Raw genomic sequence first — 26,394 nt, forward strand, 5'->3', positions numbered from 1 at the left:
AAAAAATGAAAAAATTCGTAGTTTTAGCCTTGTCAGCAGCCGTATTGCTTACCGGTTGTGAGGCATACAATAATACAAACAAAGCACAACGTGGAGCCGTAATCGGTGCTGCAGGGGGTGCTCTGTTAGGAGCTATCTTAGGTAACAACGTCGGTAACGGTCAAAATAGCGAACTCGGCGCAGTACTTGGTACTGTAGTAGGAGGTGCAGCTGGGGCTGTTATTGGTCACCAAATGGATAAACAAGCTAAAAAAATTGAAGAAGAAATCCCTGGTGCCGATGTAAAACGCGTAGACGATGGTATCGTGGTTACTTTTGACGAAAACAACGGAGGTGTTTACTTCGATACTAACAAGTACAACATCAACGAAAAATCAAAGCAAACCTTAGATAAGTTAGCAGCTATCCTTAAAGAATACCCTGATACTAATGTGTTAGTAGCAGGTCACACTGATAACGTAGGTAAAGATGAGTATAACTTGGGTCTTTCACAACGCCGCGCACAAGCGGTTACTAACTATTTTAAAAGTAAAGGTTTAGCAGGCAGTCGTTTTACTACCAAATGGTACGGTGAAAAAAATCCTGTAGCAAGCAACGATACTCCTGAAGGTCGTGCTAAAAACCGCCGTGTGAATGTGGTAATCGTTCCTAACGAAAAAATGAAAGCCGAAGCTAAAAAACAAGCTGGACAATAAAAACATAACACTTCAATAGAATAAGCGTTGAGTATCCCTCAGCGCTTATTTTTTAGTTATAAATATAACAACAAATTGTCTAATTGACTTTTTTCGCTTTTCTCTTTTCTCCTTTCATTAAAATACACTACTTTTGCCTTGTCAATTTCGGTAAAAGGCTTTAGGTACATAACTCTTACCTCTTACCTCTTACCTCTTACCTAATTAAAATGCAGATATTCAAATTTGGAGGTGCCTCAGTGAAAGATGCTGCAGGCGTGCGCAATGTCGCTAAAATATTAGAAAATGTAGGCTATGCCAATACCCTCATCGTCATTTCGGCTATGGGGAAGACTACCAATGCTTTGGAAGTGGTAGTGAACAGTTATTTCAAAGAACAAGAAAAACTCGCCGAAAGTATCCAAGTGATAAAGGATTTTCACTATCATATCATTCGCGAGTTATTCACCGATGAAAATCATCCTGTGTACTGGAAAGTCGATGGGCTTTTTGCCGAACTCACTTCCTTTTTAGAACGCAACAAGTCACCGAAACACAGTTTTGTGTACGACCAAGTAATTTGTTTTGGCGAGCTCATTTCTACCACTATTATCAGTCAGTTTTTGAATGATAATGGTATTAAAAACACTTGGATAGATGTGCGTAATCTCGTGAAAACCGACAGCAACTATCGCGATGCCTCTATTGATTGGGAAGAGACACAAAGTAATATCCGCACCCATATCAACAAATCACTGCTAAATATTACTCAAGGATTCTTGGGCAGCGATGCCAATTTCTTCACCACTACCTTAGGGCGTGAAGGCTCCGATTATACCGCTGCTATCTTTGCCTATTGCCTCGATGCCGAGAGTGTAACAATATGGAAAGATGTGCCAGGGGTGCTCAATGCCGACCCTCGTTATTTTGAACATACTGAGCTCTTACACAAAATCCCGTATAAAGAGGCTATAGAGCTTGCGTTCTATGGAGCTTCGGTGATTCACCCTAAAACCTTACAACCCCTACAACAAAAGGAAATTCCTCTCTATGTACGTTCATTTGTAAATCCTACAGCCGAAGGAAGTGCCGTGTGTAATGTTCCTGAATTAGAGCCTAAAGTACCTTGCTTTATCCTTAAAAAAGACCAGATATTACTCTCACTCTCCTCTCGTGATTTCTCGTTTATAGTGGAAGAGGGTATTAGTTATATTTTCAAGAGTTTGCACAAAGCACAAATGAAAGTGAGTGTGATACAAAACTCAGCGATTAGTTTCTCGGTATGTGTAGACAACAAGTTTGATACTTTGGCGGAACTATTAGAAAAATTAGAAGAGCGTTTTAAAGTCTCAGTAACCGAAAAAGTAACACTTTATACCATTCGCCACGCCACCCCAGCAGCTATACAAGCAGTAGAAACGGGAAAAACCGTATTACTCAAACAAGTAGCTGCCGACACAGTGCAAATAGTAGTAGCTTAAATAAATGTAGTAGTAGCATAAATAAAGAGGCTGCCCCCAATGCAAGAGCAGCCTCTCCTTTTTATAAAGTAATAAAGTATTACCTATCTTTAGGGCCTTTATGGTATTTACCAGAAAAAATACATTCCTCACCATAAAGTTTTTTAGTAGCAGCACTTAGGTCTCTAGTAGTTCTTCCACTTTCTATGTTATTTCCATTGATGTTGAAAATCATCATCAATCCAAAGCAATCATTTAAATTAGATTCAGCGACATATTCTGCTCCGTATGTACCCCAATTGGCTTCGATAGACTTTTTCCCGTATTTTTCTTTAGGAACTCCTATGTAAGAACCGTGGTCTTCTCCATAATTAGCCCAACTATAGTCTATGTACTCTTTAGCTTCTTTCCCTTGCTCATCAGTTACACTGCCGTATAATCCGTGTCCGTAATCGTATAGGGTAAGGAGTTTGTCAGGCATTACTTCCTTCATTGCACGCATAAACCATAAGATAGACTTACGTCCTACATAAGGTTTATCTTCAACTTTATCGTACTCTGCGTATTCTTCGTCGATATCGTAACCGTCAAAACCGTACTTATCGGCATATTGTTTGCATTCGCGAGCAAATTCAACGGCTTCTTCATAGTTTTGGAAGTTGAGGTAACCTACGCCTTGGTGGTTAGGCAAGATATCTACTACTACTTTAATTCCCCTATCTTTCAACGGTTTGATATATTTATCAGGGTTTTTGAGAATAGGTTGCAATTTATCGTTGAAAGATAAATAACGTTTGCCTTTTTTGGCATCGTAGTTCATATTAGCAGCAAATAAAATCACAATGTCAAACACTGGTTTTTTACTATCTTTAAGTATAAACTGACCCATATTGCGGATATCCCAGTCGTTAGTCTCTACATAAGCGACCATTTTCATAGGTTCCTTACGGTCGGGGCAGCTATAGCTTCCGGGGGGCATAGGTTTTTTAGAGCTTTCGCTAAGAGCAGAATATTCTCCATCTTTATGCACTTTTACCAAATGGAATGCTTGTTGTCCTGCCATCTCTACTTTCAAAGGGAGCAAGTAGTCGCCATAATCCAAAGAAGCAAAGTTTTTGATGGTGAGTTTGGCTTCAGCCTCAGTAGCGCCTTTGGTATAACTACTACCTTCAAAAGTATAATAGGCTGAAGGTAACAAACTATAATCTGAAACTCCTTTGAAAATGTTGTAATCTTTTACGATTTTCTCCATAGAGCCAGTAAGCAAAGTAACAGCACCTGCATCGGGGGCAGCTTTTCCTATTTTGGTTACAAAAGTGTAAGCACCGTCGGCAGAGAGGTTTGTTACTTCCTCTTGAGGGGCTGTTTTGTAATACAAGGCACTGCCTTGGCTGTTCGTAGTATTGTTCTCGGGTTGAGGCAATTCTATTTTGTCTTTGTCGCAAGCGTACAGCAATGCTGCACCTATCATTATATTAGCTATGATGTATTTTGCTTTCATATTATTCAGTTATTTTTACACCTTTTTCTTCTTCGTGTAGCTGGATAGTTTGTCTACCGTTTTTACTTGCCTGACCATATAGAATAAGGTCGCGGTCGTTACCAGAAGCATCAGGTATTTTATTGTCTTTCACTTCGTTCATTTTCCAATAAGCGTACAAGCCACTTTCAGTAGGATTTACTTCGTACATATTGTCTTTTATTTGTTCGGCTGTACGAGCTACATTCCACAAACGGAGTTCGCTAAAGCGCGCTACAATACCGCGACCTTCGCTCCAGCTCTTTCCAATATAGAAAGTACGAAGACTTCCTGGACTATTAAACTCGGTTATTTTTTTACCGTTTACATAAGCGATGGTTTTACTGCCGTCTACCACCAAAGCAATATGATACCATTGGTTAGTTTTGAATTTTAAACCTATATCTTGACCATTCGCTTGCAAGTGATCAGGATCTACTCCACTATCACCAAAGCGCAATAAGGTTTTCCCTTCAGTACCCATAAAGGTAGAAATACCAGCTTCACCTGGATCATCAGGATTACTTCTAAATTTCTGTACATTGATGAGTCCTTCCATAGTGAAGGTATAACCAATATCACTAACATTGGAATATCCATTATTTACTACTAAAAACTCATCGCGAGTAACTGCTAAAGTATTTTTAATCTGACCTTTTACTTTTTCAAAGCTCACCATTAGCAGTTGGGTGTTAGGGGTAACACTCGCTCCGCTTACTGAGGAGAGACGCAAAGCAAACATATAAGCCGTATTGTCTTTCAATTCATCGGAGACGGTTACTTTGGCAGTTCCTTCGTCCGATAGTATATTACCTGCTTTGATGTTCAAAGTTTTTGTATACGAAATGTATTTAGCGGGTAACACGGTGTATTGGGTGCCGTATAGACTGTTGTATTTGGCTACTTGGCTATCGTCTAAGGTGACATAAGCAGCCAAATTACTGTTGTTCTCTTTGAACAATTGCACTTGGTAGGCTACACTTTTTTGAGTACCTACTTCATTCGCCTGCGCCGAAAGGGCTACTGGAGAGGAAAATTCGGCAGTTTTATTACCGTCTTTTTGGAGCAATACTGCCGATTGTCCTCCTGCTTTAGCTCCTCCTCCTACATCTTCTTTAGGAGCACAAGCCGCAAGGGCGAGGAACATTCCTATGATTAAATTTCGTTTCATTATTTCTATTTTTGTTGTTGTACTTTGTGAATGATGCCTCTCAAGGTTTTGAAAGTAGTTTTACCCGAAAGGTTATAGTAATCTTTTTCGATGTGGTAAAGGGCTACCCCAGCGCGGTTAGAGGCTTTCCAATTAACGATATCTACTGTTCGCGGATAGCGACCATCTTTGCCGTCGGGATTGAAGTTAGTGGTATCGCTAAAACCATCAGCGAGACCTTCTTCACTGAAATCAGTAGAGGGTAAATAGCGCAAGGGTTTCCACTTTTCAGCTTGATCAGTGAAACTGCGTAATAGCTCATTGTCCTTTTTGCGGAATATGACCCAATTAGCTTTGTCAATTGGTTTTTCCTCGCTTGTTAGTCCGTACTCACCATACATATTTTCAACGGCAAAAAGCAAATTGCCTTTCTTAGCAACGATAGCCGAAAGTACGGCATCAAAAGCTGCTTGAGAGAAGTAATCGCTACTTTCTTGCGGAAACTCTACACTCACACCGTTAAAACCATTGGCTTTGGCGATAGAGATAGCATCGTTAGCTTGCTTGGTGAGCTTGGTAGTATCGGTAGTGGTAGCTGCCGAAAAGTCGATACCGAGCAATACTTTAGTCGCTTTCTTTTGTTGTACGTCTCTCAAATCGTTTTGGAGTATTTCGTCGATAGCGTTGTAGTTGTTTTTTACAACAATCACATCTAAGCTATCGGGGGTATTCATCAGGATTGCGCCTGCTTCTTTTCCCCAATTGTAGAGCATACCCATAGTAATTGCACGCTTGTTTAGGTCGGCTTTGTATTGGGTAAGCGCCTGAGTGTTGATTTCACGTTTGGGAGCCTCTATATCTATTGGTTCAATATCGTTACAAGCAACGGCGAGTAACGAGGCTATGAATATTAATTTTTTCATTGCGATAACATTTAAAGGTTAAGTTATTTCTTCACCCACCAAAGGTCGGTAGCACCATTATCGGCACCGCCTAAATAACCTACAGCAGCGTTGCGATTGGTAGGGTTGTTAGTAGTCTCTTTAGAAGAGAAAGGCAAACGGCGCATACCACCAGTGTCTTTGCCATTTACTTGGTTTACCGAAGTAATCACCCCATTGCTGCGGTTTTCTACGGGAGCCATTAGGTTAGGATAACCTGTTCTGCGCCATTCAGCCCACGCTTCGTGTGAGTTGTAAGGGTACATCGCAATCCATTTTTGAGTGATAATCTTTGATAATTTCACTTCATTGTTGGCACTGTTATCCCATTTTACGCTAATAGCCGAAGAGAATGTAGGGTTGTTGTAAGCACTTTGTCGAGGGTCGAAATAAGCACCACGGGTATTGGTATTGTTTAAGTAATTTCCTATCGCAACATTGTGTTGAGCGAATGATAGTTCAATACCTTTTTTGTACAAGTTTTCGGCAGTATCGCCTACAAAAGTCCAGCCTTTGAGTGCCATTTCAGCTTTGATGAAAGCTACTTCGGCAGCTGTAATCCACACCATAGGTGACTCTTTAGTGATTTTAGGTGCTGAAAACTTGGTAGGATCTATTGTGATAGCAGGAGCACCGCTTCTTAACCCGATGTATTTTTGAGGTAAGCCTGTAACTTCAGTGAAATAAGCTTCGCGACGTGGGTCGGAAAAGGCATTCATATAGGCTACAATATCAGCGCCTGCACGTGAGTCGTTCCAACTTACAGCTACTTTGAATACTGAATTGTCTTGAGTTTCAAGCATAGCGTTATCGGCATTTTCAGTAATCACCCCATTGTTAAGAGCAAATTGAGCATACGTTTTAGCGTTAGTTTCGTCTACATCGCTCATACGTATTGCTATACGCAATAGCAAAGAGTTAGCGTATTTCACCCATTTGGTCATATCACCTTTGTATACAAGGTCAAAATCGGCATATTGGCGATCGGATGCATCTACAGCTTTCAAGGTGTTGATAGCAGCTTTGAGGTCTTCAGCCATATATTTGTACAAATCCGATTGTTTGTCGTAAGGAGTTTGGGTTTTACCAGCTTCCATTTTGGAGTAGGGTAGAGGGCCATAACTATCGGTAAGCCAATGAGTGATAGCCACGCGCAACACAGTACCCCAAGCAAAATAATATTTGCTCATATCGCCTTTAGAATAGCTTTTTAGGGCAAAAAAGGCAGGATAGAGATGCTTGGTATAAGTGTCGTCGAACACATAGTCAGTCCAGCCTGTACGTGGGTTATACACAGGGTAATCGGCTTGGAATTTAGGTTGTGAGGCATAACCTGCATACGGAGTAGCTGGCAGGTCAAAACACATTTGGTAAGAGTTTTCCTGCTGAGGTACTACCAATTTTTGCAAGGCAACGAGTTCATTTCCTCCTTGTGGGATTCTACTAAGCTGTTCATCAGTAGCTCCGTAAGGGTTTGTATTGAAATCTTTAAAATCTTTAGTACAGCCTACAGCGAGTAGCGCTAATACAGGGATAATATATTTTTTCATTCTTTTTGCGCTTATTTAAAAGTTTGCTTTGATACTAAAACCATAGCTTCTAAGGCTTGGCAACATAAAGTAGTCTAAACCTTGAGCGTAGTTACCAGTAGATGAAACGGCTTCGGGGTCGAAAGGTGCTTTGCTATAGAGCATTGCTAAGTTTCTACCTACTATCGAAAGGGTAACATCTATTTTATCATTCACGAGTTTGCGAGGCAAACGGTAAGAAACATAAGCTTCTTGCAAGCGGAAGTTAGTAGCCGAATAGGTGTAGTATTGAGCGATACGTCCTTTTCCGCGTTCTTCAAAGTAACTTTGGGCAGGAACTCTGTAACCATTGATATTTACGCCTCCCGCATCGCGAGCCTCAGCCGATTCTTTAGAAACACCGTAGTGGTCTAAGGCTGCTTGAGTCATAGAGATAGCAACCCCACCGATACGTCCAGCCAGCATTGCACCAAAGCCTATATTACCAATATTGAAATCGTTGCGCCAACCTAAGTTGTATTTAGGTAACACGCTACCTAATTTCACATAATCGTTGAAATTGTTATAATTCTGTACACTCACACGACCATTTGAATCTAATAACAAATTGCCATCGGCATCGCGTTTGAAATCGTTAGAAGCGTATACATCGCCTAAAGTACCTCCTGTTCTAAGGATATAGCGAGCACCACCAATACCTCCTTTTTCTAAGTAACTGCGACCTTCGCGTTGCCCAGTAACGGGGTTGATGTAATCTTCAACAAGCGACATAATTTTGTTTTCGTTGTAGCTCATTGTAAAGTAGCTGTTCCAGTTGAATTTATCTTTGATTTTCAAATCGTAACCTAAGCCCACTTCAAGTCCGCGGTTGCGTACATCACCTGTTTGCAAGTAGATGCCGTCGTAACCTGTAGAAGGTGAAATCTCAGCCTTGATAGTTTGGTTGTAAGTGTTAGTTTGATAAACAGTAGCATCAAAAGAAAGGGTACCTTTGAGCCATTTGGTAGCGATACCTACTTCGTAAGAATCAGTGCGTTCAGGGCGCAATTCCCCGATAGGGAAATACGAAACGGCTTTCCATACTTTAGTATCTTCGTTGAAAGTAAAAGTAGGGGTAGTGAGTTCTCTATCAAAAGGAGAAGCTACCGAACTGAAAGCTACACGCATTTTAGCAAACGATAGAGTATTGTATAATTTAGCTTTCTTTTCAGCTGAAAGCAAATCGGTAAGTACTCCTGAAAGTCCCACTGAAGGATAGAAGAAAGAAGATTGTGGAGAGTTTGCTAATTGTGAAGCCCAATCGTTTCGACCAGTGAGGGTGAGGTAGAGCCAACTGTTGTAACCTACTTCCAAACTACCAAAAATAGATTGAGTTTGTTCGGTATAACCTGATTGGTAAGGACGAGTTTTGGCAGCACCTTGGTCGATGTTGAAAGCGTTGAATACGTTAGGAATACCGTCTTTGCGCAAAGGTCCTTTATAGCCTAATTCGTCATAACGTGTATCTTGCAAAGAAGCCCCAATATTGGCTACTAAAGAGAAACGACCTACACCTTCCCATTCAAAATTCTTGTTGAGGTTCGTTAAAACATCTAAGTAAGTTTGTTTTTCATAACCACGAGCAATGCCAAAATAACCTGTTTTGCTCATATCCAATAGCGACAAAGTAGAAGCATAACGTTTGTCGGTGCTGGTGAAGTTGGTGTTATCGGTGCGTACACGACCTGAAATATCCCATTTTTCAGTAGGGCTCCATTGTTTGAGGTCGAGGGTAACGCCCAAAGAGAGCATATTGCGTTCGCGTTTACTTTCACGTAAGTTGCGATAAGCTACCCAATATGGGTTTTGCAAGGTATAATCACCTGCAAAGCTACCGTTGAAAGTACCGTCAGGCCCAGCTGCAAAATCCCCCCATACTTGTTCATAAATATGATTAGTAGGGTTGTAACGTTCAAACTGACGAGCGCGTTGCAAACCGTAACCACGAGGCATCAAATAAGCACCTACTAAGGGGTTCATATATTCCCCTTGGTTAATCATATTGAGGTGGTTTTGGAGAATGTAGCTCGCTGAAGCATCAATGCGCAAACGGTCGTTAAGCAAGTGGGTTGTGTTGCGCACTGTAAAGTTGTAACGGTTGTAATGGTTGTTAGGTACCAACCCTTCGGCATTGGTAGAAGCTGCTGAAAAATAAGTTTGATTCTTTTCAGTACCTCCAGAAAGCGCTACCGAATTGGTAAGGGTAGTGGCAGTTCTAAAGAAGTCCTTCACATCGTAACGACTGGCATCGCTGGGCAATTTAGCTCCCCAAGAAGTTACTTTGCCATCACTGCCATAGCTGTTTTGGAATTCAGGTAAGAGAAAAGGATTGGCAAATTCAGTGTTTGAAGATAGCTGAATGTTCATTTTGCCCTCTTTACCTTTTTTAGTAGTGATAAGGATAGCCCCATTGGCAGCAGCCGAACCATAGAGCGCAGCAGCTGATGCCCCTGTAAGTACGGTCATACTTTCGATATCGTCAGGGTTGATATCAGCAATACTTTCGGTAGTTCCTTGTGAATTGAATCTACCACTACCTTGAGTAGAAGTGGTGGAGAGCATAGGTACGCCGTCTACCACATAAAGCGCGTTGTTGCTCTTTTCAATAGATTTAGCACCACGCATCACTACTTTGGTAGCACCTCCTACGCCTGAAGAACTGCGGTTAATCGTTACCCCCGCTACTTTACCAGTGAGCGAGTTGATAAAGTTCGCATCTTTCACTTTAGTAAGCTCTTCGGCGTTTACCTGTTGTACATTGTAGCTCAAAGCCTTTTGTTCACGCTTGATACCTAACGCCGTAACTACTACTTCGCCAAGCTGTTGCGCTTCTTCTTTAAGGACGATGTTTAAAGTAAACGTCCCTTTTTTAGTATCAATCTTTTTAAGCTGAGAAGCATAGCCTATAGAGCTAAATTCAAGTACTTCATTAGGAGCAACTTGAATTTCGTACTTCCCATCAAAATCGGTTGAAACGCCACGAGTTGTCCCTTTGACAACCACACTCACCCCAGGAAGGGGCAGTCCATCGTTACCTGTAACAGAACCTGTTACAGATACTCTCGTTTGTGCCATTGCTACAGTGCAGCATAGTAACAAAACGAATAGCAACATTGATTCTTTTACTTTCATTTAATAAAAATTTATTTTCGACAAAGGTAGGAAGTTCTTAATAAACTGCCAAATTTTAACGAATAAATTTATTAACAAAATTTAAATTTTAACATTTCGATTTCTGTAACCTTTTATCAATCAATCGAAAAGAATTTAATTGAAAAAGTGCTTTTTCAATCTAAAAAATACAAAAATCGAAAAATAAAGGTTTTTTTGATGGAAATATTTTAATTATTTTTTAAGAAAAAGATATTACCATCTTATGAAAAAATAAGATTTCTTTATTTCTAAATAAATGTTAATATTTTTCTTTCGTCTAAAATCGTGAGAAACTTGAATGATATTCGTTTTTATAGATTGTCTTCTTGTTAATTCTCAATTAATTTGTACCTTTGCCCAAATTATAAATTATAAACGAACAAAAACTAATGAAGAATTTTATAGAAGAATTGCGTTGGCGCGGTATGATTCAGGATATAATGCCTGAAACTGAACAACATCTTATGGAAGGATTACGCGCCGCTTATGTGGGGTTTGACCCTACAGCCGATTCGTTACATATCGGTCACTTAGTGGGCGTGATGATGTTGCGCCATTTCCAAAATCGCGGTCATAAACCCTATGCACTTGTAGGGGGGGCAACAGGAATGATAGGCGACCCTTCAGGTAAATCGGCTGAACGCAATTTGCTTACCGAAGAAGTATTAGCACATAATATAGAGGGTATTAAAAAACAATTGGCAAAATTCCTCGATTTCGAAAGTACCGCTCCCAATCGCGCAGAGCTCGTGAATAACTACGATTGGATGAAAAACTTCTCATTTCTCTCCTTCATCCGCGATATTGGTAAACACATCACTGTGAACTATATGATGGCTAAAGATTCAGTGAAAAAACGTTTCGACCCCAATGAAAATACCGATGGGATGTCGTTTACTGAATTCTCATACCAACTCTTGCAAGGTTATGACTTTTTGCATCTCTATCAAGAGAAAAATCTCACTTTACAAATGGGAGGGTCAGACCAATGGGGAAATATCACTACAGGTACCGAGCTCATTCGTCGCATTGCAGGAGGAAAGGCGTATGCCCTTACTTGCCCGCTGATTACCAAAGCCGATGGTACTAAATTCGGTAAGAGTGAAGGCGGTAACGTATGGCTCGACCCCGAGAAAACTTCACCTTACAAGTTCTTCCAATATTGGATTAATACTTCCGATGCCGATGCCGAACGCTATATTAAAATCTTTACAATGCTCAGCAAAGAGGAAATCAATAGTCTCATCGCACAGCACACCGAGGCGCCTCACTTGCGCGTATTGCAAAACAAATTGGCTGAAGAACTCACCCTATTAGTACACGGGCGCGAAGAACTCGAGAAAGCTAAAAAAGCATCACAAATCCTCTTTGGTAACTCTACTTCTGCCGATTTGCGCACTTTAGACGAGAAAACTTTCTTAGAAGTGTTTGACGGCGTACCTCAAGCCGAAGTAAGTGCTGCCGATATCGCTAGCGGACTTGATATGATTGCTATTCTTTCAGCAAAAACAGGCTTCATTAGTTCTAATTCCGAAGCTCGTCGTGCCTTGAAAGAAAATTCTATTTCGGTAAATAAAGAGAAAGTAGGTGAAGACTACCAAATAGGTGAAAAAGACCTTGTGGATGGTAAATTTATCCTATTACAACGCGGAAAGAAAAACTACTTTATAGTAAAGAAAGTATAATTCTTTATAATATCCAACTTTGCCAAAGTTTCCCTGCCCGTGCGGCTCGCACCTTTGGCAAAGTTTATTATTATTATTAATTTTTCTTCTTACCTCTTATCTCTTATCTCTTATCTATGAAAACATTCCTTCCCCTTATATTATGTTTCTTACTTATCGCTTGTAAAACAGTAGATATGACGGTGCTAAATGATGTGTCTTTTTATGCTTTTTCTAAAGAAAAGGAGGAAGAAAATGAACGTAAATTTCCTTTTGTACCGTTGGAGTACCAACAGCAAAAGGCACTAATAAATAGCTTTCGGTTGCGTTTTAAAAAAGATTCTTTGTTTGTAACTTACGACTCAATTGCTAATGACTCAACTATTCCCGTAGTAAGAGGCTTTAAAGGTAAGCAAAAACGGCGCTTTTGGCGCTATTATGCTGCTTGTGAAATAGAACCTTATTTTCCTATTTATATGAGGATTTATATTCATCGACTGCGTTTGCGCCCTACTGAAGAAGGAAATTTGAGAGTAGATACTTATGTAGATAGAGAAGGGGCTGTATTAGCTGTATTAGGAACTGGTTATTCCTATAAATTGAAACATATTTATAAGCGTATCAATGATGAAGAGCTGATGATTCCTTTTTTTGAAAATGGTAAATATGGTATCAACAAGGGAGGAAAATTGTTCATACCTGCTCAATATGATTATATCAGTGCTTATACCGATGGGTTTTTTATTGTAGAACGAGAAGGAAAATGGGGTACAATTGATAAAAATGGTCAGATGATTATTCCTTTAGAATACGATGCTTTGCAATATGACAAATCAGTAGACAGTCACCCTTTTTTTATAGCACAAAAAGAAAGGCGATACGGATTTTTAGAACCTTCAGGAGTGCCTATATTGCCTCTTATTTATAGTTATATAGAAAAACAATCTAATGAGAGAAGTTACATTTTAGGGATAGGTAATAAAGTAGGGTATTTTACTTATTACACTAATTCTCCATCTCAAATGCCTTATTTATTTATTCCTGCTGTATATACCAAAATAGAAAAGCGCACTCTTAATTCAGATTATATATTAGTATACGATGGAATAACGCCTCTTTTTATAGATCACAAAGGTAATGAATATGATTTGCAAATAGTTCATTTAAACAAGTGGGAAACTTTTATGGGTGAAAAGTTGGGGAAGGAATGCATAGTAAAGATTGATAACAGTTTTTATAAACCCAACTTAGAGACTAAGCGCCCCGCAATGCGATCTGAAAATCCTACAATTATCTCAGAAAATTACGAATAAAAAGCAAAACTACAAAAAATAATGTAATTAGCTCATACAAAGAGGATTAATTTTTTGACAGGAAGATAAGAGAAGACAGAGTCTTAGATGTTTTAGATAGTTTTTTTCAAAATTAGGTTTCTAAATCGTTACCTAATACCTTGAAAAATATTTTTTATTAGTAGGTTATATTTCAGTGTTTTACACCTTTTTTCATATTGTACAGTAACTTGATAAAAAGTACTTTCGCAAATTAAAAAATTAGAGTATGAAAAAAGTAAAGCGCTCAACTTTTAAGGTATTGTTCTACCTTAAAAAGAATGCCCCAAAGAAGAATGGTAAGGTTGCTATTATGGGGCGTATTACCATTGACAATCAAGTAGCTCAGTTTAGTACCAAACTTGAAATCCTTCCACAGAAATGGGATTTGAAATACGGCAGGGTAACAGGTAAAACAGAAGAAGCTACCCAACTCAATCGCAAGCTGGAAGAAATTCGCTCACGTATCATTACTCATTATGAGGAGTTGATGAAGTACGAGGGAGTGGTTACTGCTCAGAAGCTAAAAGCTACTTTCTTGGGTATAGGAGTAATGGAAGATTCCTTGCTAAAAGTCTATGAGAAGTTTAAAGAGGACTTTGCCTTGATGGTAGAAAAAGGTGTTAGAAGTTATAGTACGCTCAACAAATACGAAAATGTATACACTCATTTGAGTGAGTTTATCCAGTACAAATACCACAGAAGTGATATTTCTTTCAAAGAGCTTACAGAAGACTTTATCAACGATTTTGATTTCTATCTTAGAGTTAATAAAAGTCTTACTCACAACACAATATGGGTTTATATGATGCCCCTTTGTAAAATGGTAGAAATAGCTATAGACAAGAGTATCATCTATCGCAATCCTTTTAAGAATTATATAAGTTCTATGGAGGAGAAAGACAGAGGCTATTTGCTTAGAGAGGAAGTAGAAGCTCTTCTACAATATCATCCTAAGAGTGCTTCTGCTGAATTAGTACGAGACCTATTTGTTTTTAGTTGCTTTACAGGCTTCTCTTACATTGACATCAAGCAGCTCAAGAAAAGTCACTTACAATCGTTCTTTGACGGTAACAAATGGCTTATCAAACGACGTCAGAAATCCGATGTGCCCTGTAATGTACGCCTATTAGATATAGCCGAGAAAATTATTGAAAAATATGAGGGTACGACTCGTACTGAGGCATTGTTTCCTACGCCCTCCAACACTAATTGCAATCTCTTAATCAGAAAGATGATGAAAGATTGTAACATCATTCGTGAAAAACCCATTTCATTTCACTGGGCACGCCATACCTTTGGTACTCTGTTCTTAACAGAAGGAGTTCCCTTGGAAAGTGTTAGTAAGATGATGGGACATAAGAATATCAAAACTACCCAGATTTATGCTAAAATCACCAATGAGAAAATTAGCAAGGATATGGAAATTGCAGCTGAACGATTAAAGAATTTAAAGATAGGATAACTAACAAATTTCTTCTTAGAATTAAAATCCATTGATAACATTTCAAAAAGAGATGTGTCAATGGATTTTTTTGTTGCCTTACAGAAAGCTATCTCACAAAGATAAGAGTGTTATTAAGGCTTACCTATTTTCCCTGTTTTAAACACTTAAGGCACGTAATGGCGGTTCGTTGTTCGAGTGCAAAGGTATTTCTGTGTTCTTAACGCTTCTTGCAAGGTCAAGCCCGATGGGTTTTCAAAAAAATCTCCAGCCCTTGTCCGTTGTCCTGCGGGTAGTATTTTTTTGAAAAACCTTGCAGAAGCTAAACACAGACCTTTTATGGCACTCGAAACGAAACCAGCTCATTCCGACCTTTAAGCGAATAAAAAAATGTCAAATATGAGAAAAATGCCGCTTCTTACAGATTGTTTTTTGAAACGAATACCGCTTTTCCTCCCATTGTCGAATAAAAAATTTCAAACTATGTAGCTACCTAATTACGTTTTTACCTTCGTACGTACTTGCTTACGTTGATACGTAAATTCAAAGTAATGTACAAATATACATATAGCTTTACATAGAATTGTAAATAGCTTTGTAAGTAAGTGATTGGTTAAATATATTGCTAATATGCCCTAAATTACTTTATGTGCTTGTAGTGTTTATCTCCCTTTCTTATAGTTAATTAAAATTTGACCTTTAGGGAGAATTTTCTGTTCACCGGAACAGAGCAAGTTGTGTTTTGAGGCACGCATTAGGCGTTTAGGCACTCAAAACAACTTGCCCTTGCAGGGAGCTTAAAACGCACTCCGAAGTCGTAGCGATTAGGTCATTCTGCATTGTGATTTTCGTTGTGTCCTTTATCTTTTATGGTGATTTTACCACCAACTGAGCACATACAATAGGAGCTTTCTGTAAGTATTTTTTGTCCGTTGATAGAGTCTTTCTCTGCGGTATCTTCCCATTGAATAGGAGCAGGCACACAAGGTAAATAACCACCTGAAGAAGGTTTTAGTTTACATTGCTTAAAGGGCTGTATATTAGTATTCGCTTGCTTGTCCTCCTCAGTAGCCATAGCTTTACCCTCAATAGTTACAAAATCTTGACTTGTAACATTGAGTTTACTTGTTGCAGTACCTTGATCGCAACTGAGTTCTGCAGTATCAGTGATGATTTGTGGCATAGTACATAAAAATTTATTCTACTTTTTTATAGTTCTATTTTTATTCTCTTTACTATTTTTTAATTGGGGTAATCCATAAAGATCCATTGCTTTATTATTATAGCGTTCATATTCTTCTCGAGTATATGTCCCTGCTACACAATCAAAGATATATTCATAATAAACATCAATAAAAACATCTATTACTTCTTTAACAACTGCCACTGTCCATTTTTTTTCTTTTTCATCAAAATCAAAGTCTAATTCATTTGCTTCTCTATGTTTTCCCGTTCGCAAATTGATAACTCCATCTTTTTCTAATACCTCTAAAACCTTATTAAAAGACCATTTCTCAAATTTTGCTTCTTCATCTACCTGTGTTTCATCTCCTATAGCATCATATTGTCTCCAAACACCTATTTTTACAGTACTTCTAAGTCCTGCAAAAGCTCCATATTCTTTTAGTCTTCCGTTGGGGTAATAAAAATACATATAATAATGGTAGGAAGGCTTAGGAGGTATCACAAGATAATATATATCATCTCCCCCTACAAATGATTCAAAAGCACTCCCATCTGCTAATATATAAAATGGGGGACGTGTTGGATCTTCTTTATAACCTTCATAGTTTCTTTTGTATAATTCAAAATCAAATCGTTTAAACATAATTGTATCTTTTAAAGAGTTTTTAACTTCAATGCTATATCTTTGCGCATTTTTACATTGTAAAAATAGAGTGATGATTATTAAGCTTATAAATATTCTCATAATATCATTTTTTATTCCAATAATGTACTTTCTCGTACTATTAACCATTGCCAATGCCACGTAAGATAACGCTCTTTTGGCGAGTCTATTCGATTTTTTGTAACAGGGTTTACTCCCAGATGTGAATAGTCCATTATGTTGTTTGTTTCCATTGCTTTGAATACAAAAAAGTTCTTATCTCTTATTTTTTCTTCCATCCTTGATTTATATATTTCTGATGGGTAGTAGAATGAATGTGGCAATCCTAAAGCGTGTAAACACTCGTGTGCAATGGTTTCCTTTTGGTGCCCATTAAATAACATTACACATTTAGATACTGAATCAAAATAACCTCCTGCTCCTTCAGTATTAGGTTCCTTATATTCAAGATCAAGAAAATACAATTTAAAATAATTTGTATAAACAGTAGAATATTTACGTTCAAATTCATTTTTGACAAAATTATCCAATCCATTATTATCTGTTATTGTTTTAGAGACAATTGTAAAAGGATAAGGCGCAGGTAAATTTAAACAGAAAGACTCTCCTTGAGCACTGTTAGGGTCTTTTTCAAGTAAATTTACTTTGATCAACGCCTGTCCTAAAGCTTTTTTTAAGAAATTAAAATTATTATCTTTACTAATAATATAATCTCTCATTATAGTTTTTATATAAACAGGAAGTATATTGATAGTTTTTACAATAGGTGCAATCATTGTAATGCAGCCTGCTAAATTTTCTGTTTTGTTCCCTTTTTCATCTACTTTAATGGCATATATTTTAATATCTATATCCTTGTCAAACTTTATTCCCTGTCCATTTTTATCTATGACTTGAAATGCCTTACAAGTAATTTTTATAGTTTCTCTTTTACCCGATTTAGGCCGCTCTATTTTTAATCTATCAATCCCTATAAAATAATGATCAGCAGTTAGTTCTTTTGTCTCATCATTGAGTTTAAACACTAAATAATCAGGTTTTTCTTTACTTAAAAATTTAATCTGTAACTCAATTTCAGCTTCACTCACTCCATAATTCTCTGTTTTAGGAAATAAGGCAATAAAAGACTTGTAATGAGTAAAATTTTGCTCAATACCATTCTTATTCTTGATTTTAAAGTTAAAAAGGGAAAAATCTTTTCTCAGTTTATTTTGTGATTCATCACTATGTCCATATTGGGTTCCATCAAGTTTGAAATTTTCTATTATATTACCACCTCTGTTTACATACCAACTATTGGGATTGGATATAAAAAATGAACTATAAGTGTTAGAAGGATTGTTTTGTTTTTCTATTTGCATTTCAGCATCTGTTTTACTATAATACTTTCCGATAAGATCTATATATTTCTCAGTATCATTAATTCCTTTCACATTGCTGTTTTCTTTATAACAATCAAACCCAAATTCTCCTTTCCAATCTTTTTTAGTTCTAAAATGCACTAAAACATAAGTATCAGGGAGAGTCTCTATTATTTCATACTCTTCTGCTTTATTACTATGCTTTGTGCCTTGCTGTCCTTTCACCTCAAGCAAGCCCTTAGAGTTTACCGTTGCCAACTCATCTGAGTGGATAAAGAGTTTTTCCACCCCTGCCACGTTGGTCTCTTTTGCCTCTATCTTCATCAGGTTGTCAGAGCTGAGCAAAGCATTACCCAAACGTGCCTCATAATTAGCAACTATCTGCTTCATCAAAGGGGTTTCTAAAAGCATTTGCTGCAATATCTGCATTGTAGCCTGCCCGCCTATAGTGAAGTTAAGATTATTCCCCACACTTAAGTCAAAGTTTTTACCTGCATTCATACAGATATTATTGGGGGCATAAAGATTGATATTGCCCTTGCCGTCCATCTCGTAAATGTTATGACTCGCATCCTCAATCCTTATACTTCCATCTTCATCGTTAAGTACAATTTTTGTACCACTCTCAGTATGTATAGCTTTGGTCGTTGGGTTATACCCACTCTTTGCCGCGCCGTTATAATGCGCCCCCAATACAAATGGTCGTTCAGCATTGCCATTCTCAAAATCTACCATTACCTCTTCGCCTACCTCTGGGATAAAATAAAATCCTTTACCACTACCTGCATAAGGCTGTATCATTCGTATCCACGGACTGAGCTGTTCGCCTTTCTGCCAAAAGAACTGTACCCGTACGCGCCCCATTCCTTGTGGGTCGTTGTTATCTTTAACGATAGCAGGCTGTTGCTCTGCTTTGGGGAATGCTTCTGCATTATAATCTGCAGGCGTGCGCATCATAGGGATAGCCTCAAAACTATTTTCATAGTTCATACCGCTATGGTAGTGTGATATTTTGATAACTCTATAGGTCTCCATCGCACGTGCATTGATGTCGGTAAGACAAGCAAAGGTGTTCATCCTCAGGCGTGGGTCGCGACTGCGCCCTGTTACTTTAAGTGATAGCTCCCTTAAATCTCTTTCCTGACGCACTACTTCTTCTAAATCTATATCCGATTGCTCTAACGAGGTAGCTGAGTGATACTTTTGTGGTATCTTTTTGAAGAGCTTCTTAGAAGCATTTTTGGCATCGGTCTGTATAGGATTGTTTTTGTACTCACAAGAAGCACTTTCGGCGTCCTTTCTATAAACTTCAGCCCTGTCTATAGCATAGTTTATGTACTCAAAATCCTGCGGTTTCATCTCTAAGGTAAAATCCTCATCAATGAGGTTCAGGTTCTCACCTAATTCAATAGTCTCTTGGAGTTTATTGCCAAAGATAAGTTTAGAGCCATCGTAATAAAAGTATTCTCCATACAAATTAGCTAAACGACAAATAAAATCGTAATCAGATTCGTTGTATTGCACCGTATAAGGCAATGCTCTTGTAGTGTTTACCCCTGCAGAGCTATCAACCTGAGCAGAATTATCATAACCTTCACTTACTAAGGCAATAATTTCTTTAAGAGTCTTATTCTCATAAGAATGGCAGGCTTTTCCTTGGTCTAAGAGGATACTCGGTGCATTGCCTGAAATGTAGAGTGTGCCATAGCCACCGCCTGTTTGTCGTTTGCAATAAATTCTGGTGATAATCCCAGAAAAGTGCTGTACTACTTTGCCATATTGGTAGAACTTAATGGTAAGAGGCTCACCAAGTAAGTCGCGAGAATGCTCCATAATGTACTCATTAAAAGCATCAAAAGAGTCTTCAGGGGTTTCAATAGTAAAAGTGTCGTGCTGGCAGTTGTATTGATGTAGCTCAACCTTGTAGCTTTCTTTGGCTAAGAAGTCTTTACCATTGGAACTGAGCAGACAGTAGACCACAGGATTGGTTTTATCTTCTAAAAACTCCTTAAAGGTTTTGATTTTCATATCTTTCAATTCCATACGCAATTGTGTTGTTACTATTAATTGAGAGCAAAGTAACGAAAAATAACGCAACTAACCAAATTATTTTGAACTCAAATAAGAAATATTTTTGAAAGTGTAAGTAAAATAAGGCAATTCGTGATGAATATAAGGTAATGGAAATATAGTTATTTTACCTACTTTATTGTCGTATACACTTAGCAGTTGAACCTACCGTTCAGATCTTTATTTGATATTTTTTTGCTCGCTAAAAAAATAATTGTACCTTTGCATCGTGAGTTAAAACACAATAAAAATAAGGCAAAGCAATGAATTAAATTCCGTAACTAAATCATTACCTATTAGGTTTTTTACAAAATAGAATTGATTGTAAGTGAGAAAGTTAGAAAAATAGTTTATTCTTTGTACCCAGAAGTTACTGAGAAAATAGGTGTAATCAAATAAAATAAGAACTATTACTAAATCATTACCTAATCTTCTTGTAATTCCTGTATCTTCTTTATTTAAAATAGATTATAAAAGTAGTTTCAATTTTCTCAGAAAAATGAAAAAACTCTTCTGCCTTATTCCCTTTCTCTTAATAGTAGCTTGTAGTAGCACCAAAATGGATATGTCTGTGCTAAACAATCGTACTTATTACGCTTATTCTTATGAAACAGATGATAGTAAAGGTAATTGCTTCACTTTTTTGCCTTATAGTTATTTAGACAAAGAAGGAATTCCGATGCGTTTTCAACTACAGTTTAAAGGTGATTCACTACACGTGAATTATGAGATTTTTAAAGAAGGAAAAGTACTTACAGGAACTAAAAGTATCAAAGGAAAACTTAAAAAAGACGGCTGGAAGTATGTATCGCGTAGCTTGTTGCCTTTCTTTCCTATATACCTTTATTCCTCAGTTTATAAAGTATTGATATATCCTAATATTGAAAACGATATGCGTGTGGATACTTATAGTAGTACAGGAGGCTGTCTGTTCTTGTTTTGTGCAGGTGGAACAGGATATTCATCGCTCAACACATATAAAAATGAAGAAGATATCCAAACAGCTATTCCTTATATAGAAAATGGTAAATTTGGTATCAAACGTCAAGGGAAAATCATCGTCCCTGCTTGTTATGATCACATCGATATTTTTGATAAAGGAATCGCCAGAGTAAAAAAAGATTCACTATGGGGAACGATTGATAATCGCGGAAAAATTGTGATTCCTGTTGAATATAAGGTGTTAGAAAAAGAGTATTATACCACTCCTGAATTATTTTTAGTAGAAAAAGATAAGCGTTGGGGATTTTTAAACGAGCAAGGAGAAACAGTTTTGCCTATTATTTATGATGTAATTGATAGATTAGGTTCTAACTTCAACCTATACTTAGGTGATAAAAGAGGATATTTCAAATATTATAAAGGTAAAGAAGATGAAAGTAGATTTATACCTGCTTGTTATACAGCTATAAACGAATCAACTTTATGGAGTAATTACACCTTAGTTTACGATGGTGATACTATATTATTTGTAGATAAAGAAGGCAATGAGTACGATGCAGTAACCAACGAAGTGAGAGCTATAGACGCTTTCTTTGGTTATCCGCAGCGTGACAGCGAAGTAAAAATAGGTGATAAGTACTATCGCCCTAATATAGAGAGCAAACGGCCACCGAGAAAAGAATAGGGGCGTTTTGCAAAACGCCCCCCTTTAACATATTTATAATTCTTTAAACGAATTGATAATCTCCTTCATTTGTTGGTAATGTTTCTCTTTTTTGTTAGCTAACGTCCACGTGAAAATCTGGTAGTACGTTTTCTTTGTTTCGATGATAGCCACCACATAGAACACCCCCATACCATTCACTTCTTCTGTAGTCTCCACTACTATAGCAGGATACTTATTGATAGTGGTTTCGGTAATTTGCTTGGCAGTAGGGCGCATCATATTGGCTTCAGCCCAACCTTTTTTGCAAATCTCAAAGTAATTTTTAAGCTTAAACTTTTTGGCGAAAGCATTTTTGCTGCGAATGTGCAACGAATCTTTCAAAACCTCATAGAGCATATCGTTCACTTCCGATCGGTTTTCATCAATTACCGCTACAAAAAAGTCGGTTTTGCGATCACCATACTGCAAAGAAGCTTGCTCATAGAGATTGTTTTGGTTAGTAAGAGAGTTAGGTAGTTTTACTTCATACTTGTCTTCTATGTTCACCACTTGAGAAGATTCTGTCGAATTTTCACTAATCCTACAAGCAGTAGCCGATAAAAAGAGCACGATGAAGTATAGTTTGTTGAAACGTCTCATCTCTTGCTAATTTAGTTTTTTCCGCTACAAAAGTAGAAATAAATTTTTAAAAATCAATTTTTTTACCAAAAAAATAACAAAAATGTTTTTTTACCTCAGAAAAAAGACAGAATTTTGTACCCAAAAATAAAACAATGCTACCGCTGAAAGACACATTAAAACACCAAGGATTACGCAACCAATTAGCCAATTTACTCAAAGAAAAAGGCATTAAAGATGAACGCGTATTAGCTGCCATTCGTACTATCCCTCGACATTTGTTTATGGATAGCAGTTTTGAAGACCACGCCTATCAGGATAAAGCCTTCCCTATAGGTGAAGACCAAACCATCTCTCAACCCTACACCGTCGCTTTTCAAACCGAATTGCTACAAGTAGCCCCACACCAAAAAGTCTTGGAAATAGGTACGGGCAGTGGCTACCAATCCAGCATACTCTTGTATTTGAACGTAAAACTCTATACAATCGAGCGCCAACAAAAACTCTTCAAGCAAGCCCAAATGCTGTTGCCCAAGCTCATCAGTAAACCCGTGCGTATGTATTTTGGCGATGGCTATAAAGGTTTGCCCAACGATGCACCCTTCGATCGTATTTTAGTAACGGCAGGTGCGCCTTACGTACCCAATGCACTTCTCTCACAATTAGCCATTGGAGGTCGCTTGGTAATCCCCATAGGCAATGAAACCCAAACAATGACCCTCTACGAACGCATCTCCGAAAAAGAATTCCACAAAACCGATTATGGTACATTCCAGTTCGTGCCAATGTTAAAAGAAAGAAATTAATAATCCCAGACTCTTTTGCATCATATTCCGTGAAATATAGTAGTGGCAACTGTCAATCTGTCCAAATTACAATTGATAATAGAAATTTATCCGTGTCAAAATCCGTGTAATTTGTGCAATCTGTGCCCAACTTTTGTAGTAGAACTGCCTCTCTGTCTTCAATGCAAAATGAAGAATTCTGAATAAAAATTGACTCCTTTTTGCTGTTAAATAAAAATAATTACGTACTTTTGCCCAAAATTTAATACAATGGAGAAAATAACCGCTGCCATCACAGCTGTCGGAGGCTATGTACCTGAAGATGTTCTAACCAATGCAATGTTAGAAAAAATGGTAGATACTAACGACGAGTGGATTTACACCCGTACAGGCATCAAAGAAAGACGCATACTCAAAGACCCCGATAAAGGCTCTTCCTTTTTAGGTATTGAAGCCGCTAAAAACCTTATTCATAAAACAGGTCTTGACCCCAAAGAAATAGACTTAGTTATTTTGGCTACGGCTACCCCCGATATGCCTGTAGCCCTTACAGGTCCTTATGTAGCATCTCAAATAGGCGCTGTCAATGCCTTCGCATTCGATTTGCAAGCCGCTTGCTCAAGCTTCCTATTTGGCGTTTCAGTAGCTGCTAAATACATAGAGTCAGGTCGTTATAAAAAAGTACTCTTGGTGGGGGCAGATAAAATGTCGTCTATCATCGATTACACCGATCGCGCTACTTGTATCATCTTCGGCGATGGAGGTGGTGCCGCTCTCTTTGAACCTAATTATGAAGGTTTAGGGATACAGGATGAACTCCTCAAAAGCGATGGGGTAGGGCGTAATTATTTATACATCAAAGCTGGAGGCTCTCTATGTCCTACTACTGCCGAAACAGTGGCTAACAAAGATCACTTTGTATTCCAAGACGGCAAAACTGTATTCAAATATGCTGTTACAGGTATGGCCGATGTCGCCGAAGAACTCATCAAACGCAATGGATTAACACGCGACGATATACAATGGCTCGCTCCTCACCAAGCCAATAAACGTATTATCGATGCCACTGCCGAGCGTATGGGCTTACCTTCCGAAAAAGTAATGCTCAACATCTATAAGTACGGCAATACTACTTCTGCAACTATCATCTTAGCTCTTAACGACTACGAAAACCAACTCAAAAAAGGCGACAATATTGTATTAGCTGCCTTTGGAGGCGGTTTTACTTGGGGAGCTATTTATCTCAAATGGGCTTACGATGGACCCCTCTATCACAAATAAATAACAACTATAGAAAGAATACAATATATAATATATAACGTATGGATTTAAAAGACATTCAAAATTTAATTAAGTTTGTTGCCAAGTCAGGGGCAAGCGAAGTGAAATTGGAAATGGAAGATGTAAAAATCACCATTAAAACAAACCCTGATGAAAGTGGCAAAGAGCAAGTGTTCGTACAACAATTGCCTATAGCTCAACAACTACCTCAGTTGCCTTTGCAACAGTCAATGCCTGTACAACAACTCCCCGCAGCTGAACCTGCCGACAGCAAACCTGCAACCCCCGCCGATGACGATAGTAAATATATCACTATCAAATCGCCGATGATTGGTACTTTCTATCGCCGTCCCGGTCCAGATAAACCGCTATTTGTTGAAGTAGGCTCTACCATCTCTAAAGGTACTGTCATTTGCATAATCGAAGCAATGAAACTCTTCAACGAAATAGAATCAGAAGTTTCTGGTAAAATAGTTAAAATATTGGTTGACGACTCTTCTCCTGTAGAATTCGACCAACCTCTGTACTTAGTGGATCCATCCTAAACCAAACAACTATGTTTAAAAAAATATTAATTGCCAACCGTGGAGAAATTGCCCTGCGCGTGATACGTACGTGTCGCGAAATGGGTATCAAATCGGTAGCTGTATACTCTACTGCCGATGCCGATAGCTTACACGTGCGCTTCGCCGATGAAGCCGTGTGTATAGGCCCTCCACCAAGCAAAGATTCTTACTTAAAAATACCTAATATTATTGCCGCTGCCGAAATTACCAATGCCGATGCCATCCACCCCGGCTATGGCTTCCTTTCGGAAAATGCTAAATTCTCTAAGATTTGTGCAGAACACGGTATTAAATTCATCGGAGCTTCTCCCGAAATGATTGAAAAAATGGGTGATAAGGCTTCTGCCAAAGCTACTATGAAAGCTGCTGGAGTCCCTACGGTACCAGGCTCTGATGGACTTGTAGAATCATTGGAACACGCTAAAAAAATAGCCGCCGAAATCGGTTATCCTGTGATGTTAAAAGCTACTGCCGGTGGAGGTGGTCGCGGTATGCGTGATGTGTGGAAAGAGGAAGACCTTGAGAAAGCTCTCAACAGCGCAATGCAGGAAGCAGGCGCTGCCTTTGGTAACGATGCAATGTATATGGAAAAACTCATCGTCGATCCTCGCCATATCGAGATACAAATCGTTGGTGACCAGTATGGTAAGGCTTGCCACCTTTCTGAACGCGATTGCTCTATCCAGCGCCGCCACCAAAAACTTACTGAAGAAACTCCATCCCCTTTTATGACCGATGATCTTCGTAAGCGTATGGGCGAAGCTGCCGTAAAAGCTGCTGAGTTTATTAAATACGAAGGTGCAGGAACAGTAGAGTTCTTGGTAGACAAAGACCGCAATTTCTACTTTATGGAGATGAACACTCGTATACAAGTAGAACACCCTATCACCGAACAAGTGATTGATTACGACCTTATTCGTGAGCAAATATTAGTAGCGGCTGGTGTGCCTATCTCAGGTAAGAACTATACGCCTAAGTTACACGCTATTGAGTGCCGTATCAACGCCGAAGACCCTTATAACGACTTCCGCCCATCACCAGGTAAAATTACTACTTTGCACGCACCAGGGGGGCACGGAGTACGCCTTGATACTCACGTATATAGCGGCTATGTAATTCCACCTAACTACGATTCTATGATAGCCAAGCTTATCACTACAGCGCAAACCCGTGAGGAAGCAATTGCCAAAATGAAACGCGCCTTAGATGAGTTTGTCGTAGAAGGTGTGAAAACCACTATTCCATTCCACTTACAACTGATGGATGACCCCGATTACTTAGCTGGTAACTACACCACTAAGTTTATGGAGGACTTCAAAATGAAACCCCAAGTGGCAGAATAAGCAACTCA

General features: G+C 38.4%; 19 protein-coding genes. 10 read left to right on the forward strand and 9 right to left on the reverse strand.

Annotated elements, in window-relative coordinates:
* Positions 1-5 precede the first annotated feature (5 nt).
* Together I7X29_RS11625 and I7X29_RS11630 are read left to right on the forward strand one after the other, a co-directional pair.
* On the forward strand, positions 6-695 hold the full coding sequence (locus tag I7X29_RS11625) for an OmpA family protein (protein WP_198466217.1): 690 nt from the start codon (positions 6-8) through the stop codon (positions 693-695).
* Positions 696-904: 209 nt separating this feature from the next.
* A complete protein-coding gene (locus tag I7X29_RS11630) occupies positions 905-2,155 on the forward strand; it encodes an aspartate kinase (RefSeq protein WP_088594841.1) in 1,251 nt (416 codons plus the stop codon).
* Between the two features lie 79 nt (positions 2,156-2,234).
* Here the strand turns inward: I7X29_RS11630 and I7X29_RS11635 are convergent, their stop codons facing one another.
* The 5 genes from I7X29_RS11635 to I7X29_RS11655 are packed head-to-tail and all read right to left on the reverse strand — an operon-like array spanning position 2,235 to position 10,444.
* On the reverse strand, positions 2,235-3,635 hold the full coding sequence (locus tag I7X29_RS11635) for a BT_3987 domain-containing protein (protein ID WP_198474880.1): 1,401 nt from the start codon (positions 3,633-3,635) through the stop codon (positions 2,235-2,237).
* A gap of 1 nt (position 3,636) precedes the next feature.
* Entirely contained in the window at positions 3,637-4,824 is a 1,188-nt protein-coding gene (locus I7X29_RS11640; RefSeq protein WP_198474882.1) for a DUF1735 and LamG domain-containing protein, read from the reverse strand.
* A 5-nt stretch (positions 4,825-4,829) separates the two neighbouring features.
* Positions 4,830-5,726, reverse strand: a complete 897-nt coding sequence (locus I7X29_RS11645; protein ID WP_198474884.1) for a glycoside hydrolase family 18 — start codon at positions 5,724-5,726, stop codon at positions 4,830-4,832.
* 23 nt (positions 5,727-5,749) lie between these two features.
* Positions 5,750-7,294: a SusD/RagB family nutrient-binding outer membrane lipoprotein gene (locus I7X29_RS11650; protein ID WP_198474886.1), complete on the reverse strand. Its 1,545-nt coding sequence runs from the start codon at positions 7,292-7,294 to the stop codon at positions 5,750-5,752.
* Positions 7,295-7,309: 15 nt separating this feature from the next.
* Positions 7,310-10,444, reverse strand: coding sequence for a SusC/RagA family TonB-linked outer membrane protein (locus I7X29_RS11655; RefSeq protein WP_198474888.1), 3,135 nt, complete (start codon positions 10,442-10,444; stop codon positions 7,310-7,312).
* Positions 10,445-10,854: 410 nt separating this feature from the next.
* Here I7X29_RS11655 and tyrS point away from each other — a divergent pair, with 410 nt between their 5' ends.
* From tyrS to I7X29_RS11670, 3 genes are all read left to right on the forward strand, one after another.
* The gene (gene tyrS, locus I7X29_RS11660; RefSeq protein WP_198474890.1) at positions 10,855-12,150 is read left to right on the forward strand and encodes a tyrosine--tRNA ligase; all 1,296 of its coding nucleotides are present in this window, start codon (positions 10,855-10,857) and stop codon (positions 12,148-12,150) included.
* Positions 12,151-12,266: 116 nt separating this feature from the next.
* On the forward strand, positions 12,267-13,442 hold the full coding sequence (locus I7X29_RS11665) for a WG repeat-containing protein (RefSeq protein ID WP_225883734.1): 1,176 nt from the start codon (positions 12,267-12,269) through the stop codon (positions 13,440-13,442).
* Between the two features lie 247 nt (positions 13,443-13,689).
* Positions 13,690-14,925, forward strand: coding sequence for a site-specific integrase (locus I7X29_RS11670; protein ID WP_198474892.1), 1,236 nt, complete (start codon positions 13,690-13,692; stop codon positions 14,923-14,925).
* Between the two features lie 808 nt (positions 14,926-15,733).
* On the opposite strand, the gene I7X29_RS11675 is transcribed toward I7X29_RS11670, so the two are convergent.
* The 3 genes from I7X29_RS11675 to I7X29_RS11685 are packed head-to-tail and all read right to left on the reverse strand — an operon-like array spanning position 15,734 to position 20,157.
* Entirely contained in the window at positions 15,734-16,087 is a 354-nt protein-coding gene (locus I7X29_RS11675) for a DUF4280 domain-containing protein (protein WP_198474894.1), read from the reverse strand.
* 18 nt (positions 16,088-16,105) lie between these two features.
* Positions 16,106-16,834, reverse strand: coding sequence for a hypothetical protein (locus I7X29_RS11680; protein WP_225883735.1), 729 nt, complete (start codon positions 16,832-16,834; stop codon positions 16,106-16,108).
* 11 nt (positions 16,835-16,845) lie between these two features.
* Positions 16,846-20,157 carry a type VI secretion system Vgr family protein gene (locus tag I7X29_RS11685; RefSeq protein WP_198474896.1) on the reverse strand — a complete coding sequence of 1,104 codons (3,312 nt, stop codon included), beginning with the start codon at positions 20,155-20,157 and terminating at the stop codon, positions 16,846-16,848.
* A 526-nt stretch (positions 20,158-20,683) separates the two neighbouring features.
* Between I7X29_RS11685 and I7X29_RS11690 the strand changes: the two genes are divergently transcribed.
* Positions 20,684-21,811 (forward strand): WG repeat-containing protein, encoded by a 1,128-nt coding sequence (locus I7X29_RS11690; RefSeq protein ID WP_198474898.1) that lies wholly within the window; start codon positions 20,684-20,686, stop codon positions 21,809-21,811.
* 33 nt (positions 21,812-21,844) lie between these two features.
* On the opposite strand, the gene I7X29_RS11695 is transcribed toward I7X29_RS11690, so the two are convergent.
* The gene (locus I7X29_RS11695; RefSeq protein WP_009413359.1) at positions 21,845-22,432 is read right to left on the reverse strand and encodes a hypothetical protein; all 588 of its coding nucleotides are present in this window, start codon (positions 22,430-22,432) and stop codon (positions 21,845-21,847) included.
* 134 nt (positions 22,433-22,566) lie between these two features.
* On the opposite strand from I7X29_RS11695, the gene I7X29_RS11700 reads away from it, so the two are divergent.
* From I7X29_RS11700 to accC, 4 genes are all read left to right on the forward strand, one after another.
* Positions 22,567-23,217, forward strand: coding sequence for a protein-L-isoaspartate(D-aspartate) O-methyltransferase (locus tag I7X29_RS11700; protein ID WP_198474901.1), 651 nt, complete (start codon positions 22,567-22,569; stop codon positions 23,215-23,217).
* A gap of 249 nt (positions 23,218-23,466) precedes the next feature.
* Positions 23,467-24,477, forward strand: coding sequence for a beta-ketoacyl-ACP synthase III (locus tag I7X29_RS11705; protein ID WP_198474903.1), 1,011 nt, complete (start codon positions 23,467-23,469; stop codon positions 24,475-24,477).
* Positions 24,478-24,518: 41 nt separating this feature from the next.
* Positions 24,519-25,022 (forward strand): acetyl-CoA carboxylase biotin carboxyl carrier protein, encoded by a 504-nt coding sequence (gene accB / locus I7X29_RS11710; protein ID WP_009413356.1) that lies wholly within the window; start codon positions 24,519-24,521, stop codon positions 25,020-25,022.
* Positions 25,023-25,033: 11 nt separating this feature from the next.
* Complete coding sequence (gene accC / locus I7X29_RS11715) at positions 25,034-26,386, forward strand: acetyl-CoA carboxylase biotin carboxylase subunit (protein WP_002680793.1); 1,353 nt, start codon at positions 25,034-25,036, stop codon at positions 26,384-26,386.
* Positions 26,387-26,394: the final 8 nt, after the last annotated feature.

It is taken from the genome of Capnocytophaga periodontitidis, from assembly GCF_016126015.1.
GTDB lineage: Bacteria > Bacteroidota > Bacteroidia > Flavobacteriales > Flavobacteriaceae > Capnocytophaga > Capnocytophaga periodontitidis.